Genomic DNA, 4,123 nt, shown 5'->3' on the forward strand with positions numbered 1-4,123 from the left:
CCCCCCGCGCCCGGGCCCGGGGGGCGGCCCCCCCCCGCGGGGGCTTCCCGCCCGCGCCGCTGCCCAGCCCGCAGCAGCTGCAGCAGCAGGCGGAGAAGGCGGTGCAGGACCTCGCCGGGCAGGTCGATGCCGCCGCCAGGTCGCTGTTCGCCCCCTTCGCGCCGCCCGCCCCGCCCGCGCAGCCGCAGGTCTGACACCACGAGGGGGTACTCGCGGCCGGACTTTGAGACACTGGGGGAGTGACGTCTGCGAGTGATGCCTTCCCGACCCCGTCCGGCATGTCCGGGACCGCCCGATCGGCCGAGCTCTTCGCCGAGGCCCGCGAGCTGATCCCCGGGGGAGTGAACTCCCCGGTGCGCGCCTTCAACTCCGTCGGCGGAACCCCGCGCTTCATCCGCGAAGCGCGGGGTTCTCGCATGACGGACGTCGACGGCAACACCTACATCGACCTCGTCTGCTCGTGGGGCCCCATGATCCACGGGCACGCCCACCCCGAGATCGTCGACGCCGTCCGCGACGCCGCGACCCGCGGCCTCAGCTTCGGCACCCCCACGGAGGGCGAGGTCGACCTGGCGCGCGAGATCATCGCCCGCACCTCGGTCGAAGAGGTGCGGCTCGTCAACTCCGGCACCGAGGCCACCATGAGCGCCGTGCGCCTGGCCCGCGGTTTCACCGGCCGTTCGAAGGTCGTCAAGTTCTCCGGCTGCTACCACGGCCACGTCGACGCCCTCCTCGCCGACGCGGGCTCCGGCCTGGCCACCTTCGCCCTGCCGGACTCGCCCGGCGTGACCGGCGCGACCGCCCACGACACGATCGTGCTGCCGTACAACGACATCGAGGCCGTGCGCATAACGTTCGCAAACCACGGGGACGAGATCGCCTGCGTGATCACCGAGGCCGCCGCCGGCAACATGGGCACGGTCCCGCCGCTGCCCGGATTCAACGAGGAACTGCGCGCGCTGTGCTCCGCCAGCGGCGCGCTGCTGGTGATGGACGAGGTCATGACCGGTTTCCGCGCCGGCGACCGCGGCTGGTGGGGCATCGAGGGCGTCGCCGGCGATCTCACCACCTTCGGCAAGGTCATGTCCGGCGGGTTGCCCGCCGCCGCATTCGGCGGCCGCGCCGATGTCATGGCCGCCCTCGCGCCGGCCGGGCCCGTCTACCAGGCGGGAACCCTGTCCGGGAACCCCGTCGCCGTGGCCGCGGGCCTCACCTCGCTGCGCCTGGCGGACCACTCCTGCTACTACACGCTGCAGACCAACGCCGACCGGCTCGAGGCCCTCATCGGCAACGCACTGCACGGCGCCGGTGTCGCCCACACCATCCAGCGGGCGGGCACCATGCTCAGCGTGTTCTTCACCGAGGAGCAGGTCACCGACTACGCCGGCGCCAAGGCCGCTGAGACCTTCCGGTACGCGCCCTTCTTCAACACCCTGCTGGACCGGGGCATCTACGCCCCGCCGAGCGCCTTCGAGACCTGGTTCGTCTCCACGGCCCTCACCGACGACGACTTCCAGCACATCGCCGACGCCCTGCCCGTCGCCGCCGAGGCGGCCGCCGCCGCGACCGCCCCCGGAGACGGCCGATGAGCCGCAGCGGCCGCGGGCTCCGGGGACGTCTCGCCGTCCCCGCCACCGGCCCCACCTCATTGCCGATCCCCCTGCGCGGAGACCATCCCGCCCCCGCCGCGGCGCCGCCGTCGTTGGGCGGGTCCGCGGCCGCCGCGGCCCCGGTGGAGGCGCCCGTCGAGACGCAACCCGAGGGGTCTGCTTCCTATGGCGCCGAGCCGGGGACGATCGCCGTTCCGGGAGAGCCGACCTCGTCGTCGTCGACCCCCCGTGACACGTCGGCCCGCGCCAACGAGACGCAGACGATCGTGCACCTCGTGCGCCACGGCGAGGTCCACAACCCGGAGGGTGTCCTCTACGGGCGGCTCCCAGGGTTCCGGCTGTCCGAGTTGGGACGCAGCCAGGCGGAGACCGTCGCCCGCGTCCTGGGGAAGGGGCACGACATCGTGTCGATCGTGGCCTCCCCGTTGCAGCGCGCCCAGGAGACCGCCGCCCCGCTCGCCGAGACCCTCGGGCTTCCGGTGGGGATCGACGCCGACATCATCGAGGCGGAGAACCGCTTCGAGGGGCGCAAGGTCGGCGGGCCCGGTGGCGCTCTCCGGGACCCGCAGTACTGGCCGATCCTCGTCAACCCGCTGCGGCCGTCGTGGGGCGAGCCGTACCTGCAGATCGCGCACCGCATGATCGGCGCCGTGTACTCGACCCTCGACACCGCCCGCGGGCACGAGGCCGTCCTGGTGAGCCACCAGCTGCCCGTCTACACCACGCGCCGCTTCCTCGAGGGACGGCGCCTGTGGCACGACCCGCGCTCCCGGCAGTGCTCCCTGGCGTCGGTCACCTCGCTGGTGTTCGAGGGCACCACGTTGCGGGACATCGTCTATTCCGAACCGGCGGGCGCCTCCGACCCGTCGCAGACTGGAGCATGATCCATGCGTAAGACCAAGGCCGCGCTCGGCGCGTTGCTGCTGACCGGCGCGCTCGCCGCCGGCTGCGCCACCGGCGACGACGCCGTGGTGGTGGGCCCGGAGACGTTCGAGTTCGTCAGCCCCGACGGGCAGATCGAGATCCACTACGACCCCCCGGCCGAGCGCAAGCCCGTCGCCACGCTCACCGGCCCCGACCTGCTCGACCCGGACCGCACACTCACCGTGCAGGAGGACTTCGCCGGCGAGGTGGTGATCCTCAACCTGTGGGGCCAGTGGTGCGGACCGTGCCGGGCCGAGTCCGACGACCTGCAGCGCCTGCAGGAGGAATTCGAGCCCCGCGGCGCGACCGTGTTCGGCATCAATCTCCGCGACCCCAACCGGCAGAAGCCCGTCGACTTCGTCCGCGACAACGGCATCACGTACCCGTCGATCTGGGACCCGAGCAACGCGGCCGTCGCCGCCCTGCGCGGCTTCCCGACGTCAGTGGTGCCGGCAACGATCATTCTGGACAAGCAGCACCGGGTGGCCGCCGTGTACCTGGCCGAGATCACCGACGACGAGCTGAGTGAGACCGTCGACAGGATCCTGGCCGAGGAGGTCGAGCAGGTGTGACTCCCGAGGTGATCCTGCTGGCCCAGAGCGTCGGGGAGACCTTCCAGCAGACCGTGGCCAGTGGCCCGATCCTGCTGGCGCTGGGGGCGTGCCTGCTGGCCGGGCTCGTGTCGTTCGCCTCGCCCTGCGTGATCCCGCTGGTGCCCGGCTACCTGGCGTACCTGGCCAGCGTCGTGGGCGCCGAGCGACCGCCGGTCACCGCGGCCGCCGCAGAACGGCAGCGTGCCGCCACCGCCACCCTGACCGTGGAGGAACGGCGCACCCGCCGCGCTTCCCGAGCCCGCGTGGTCGGCGCATCCCTGCTGTTTGTGGGCGGGTTCACCGTGGTGTTCGTGCTGCTCAGCGCCATGGTGCTGGGGACGGTGCAGTACCTGGCCCCGCAGCAGGAACTGCTGCAGCGGCTCGGCGGCGTGGTGACCATCCTCATGGGCCTGGTCTTCATCGGCCTGGTGCCCACCCTGCAGCGCGACACCCGCATGCAACCCAAGGCGCTCTCGACGTGGCTCGGCGCGCCGATGCTCGGCGCCGTCTTCGCCCTCGGCTGGACCCCGTGCCTGGGTCCCACGCTCGCCGCCGCGCTGTCGGTGGCCGCCGGCACCGGCGTCGACGCGGCCCGGGGCGTCCTGCTCATCGTGGCGTACTGCCTGGGCCTCGGCTTGCCGTTCATCGTGGTGGCGTTCGGCTCCACGTGGGCGATGCGCACGGTCGGGTGGCTGCAGAAGCACACCCGGGCTATCCAGGTGTTCGGCGGCGTCATGCTCATCATCGTGGGTCTGCTGCTGCTCTCCGGCGGGTGGGCGCTGTTCATCGACTGGCTGCGCGACTTCGCCATCTCGGACACCACGCTGCCCATCTGACCCACTCGAGCTGGCCGACGTCGCCCGCGTGGTCATGCTGCGGCCTCGGAGTTGCCCGTGTGTCGCGCGATCGCTGTGTCGAGGTCGTGCAGGAGCGCGAACGGCAGGATGGGTGCGTCGAGTGGTGTCAGTGGCGGTGGGCCGGGTTTGGGTGGTGGCG

At 72.4% G+C, this 4,123-nt stretch carries 5 protein-coding genes; all 5 read left to right on the top strand.

The window, feature by feature from the left end:
• The coding region (locus KHA85_RS16085) for a hypothetical protein (RefSeq protein WP_213186580.1) at nucleotides 1-194 on the top strand (194 nt) is incomplete at its 5' end.
• A gap of 84 nt (nucleotides 195-278) precedes the next feature.
• On the top strand, nucleotides 279-1,589 hold the full coding sequence (hemL, locus tag KHA85_RS16090) for a glutamate-1-semialdehyde 2,1-aminomutase (protein ID WP_213186583.1): 1,311 nt from the start codon (nucleotides 279-281) through the stop codon (nucleotides 1,587-1,589).
• Nucleotides 1,586-2,494, top strand: a complete 909-nt coding sequence (locus KHA85_RS16095; RefSeq protein ID WP_213186581.1) for a histidine phosphatase family protein — start codon at nucleotides 1,586-1,588, stop codon at nucleotides 2,492-2,494. Before hemL ends, KHA85_RS16095 begins: the two co-directional genes overlap by 4 nt.
• A 3-nt stretch (nucleotides 2,495-2,497) precedes the next feature.
• On the top strand, nucleotides 2,498-3,106 hold the full coding sequence (locus KHA85_RS16100) for a TlpA family protein disulfide reductase (RefSeq protein WP_213186582.1): 609 nt from the start codon (nucleotides 2,498-2,500) through the stop codon (nucleotides 3,104-3,106).
• Complete coding sequence (locus KHA85_RS16105) at nucleotides 3,103-3,963, top strand: cytochrome c biogenesis CcdA family protein (protein ID WP_063973710.1); 861 nt, start codon at nucleotides 3,103-3,105, stop codon at nucleotides 3,961-3,963. The genes KHA85_RS16100 and KHA85_RS16105 overlap by 4 nt, the downstream gene beginning before the upstream one ends.
• Nucleotides 3,964-4,123 lie beyond the last annotated feature (160 nt).

The sequence above is a fragment of the Dietzia massiliensis genome, from assembly GCF_018390595.1.
GTDB classification, from domain to species: Bacteria; Actinomycetota; Actinomycetes; order Mycobacteriales; family Mycobacteriaceae; genus Dietzia; species Dietzia massiliensis.

Coding starts and splice junctions, on each gene's coding strand:
- hemL (WP_213186583.1), top strand. CDS start 279: ATGTCCGGGACCGCCCGATCGGCCGAGCTCTTCGCCGAGGCCCGCGAG.
- KHA85_RS16100 (WP_213186582.1), top strand. CDS start 2,498: ATGCGTAAGACCAAGGCCGCGCTCGGCGCGTTGCTGCTGACCGGCGCG.
- KHA85_RS16095 (WP_213186581.1), top strand. CDS start 1,586: ATGAGCCGCAGCGGCCGCGGGCTCCGGGGACGTCTCGCCGTCCCCGCC.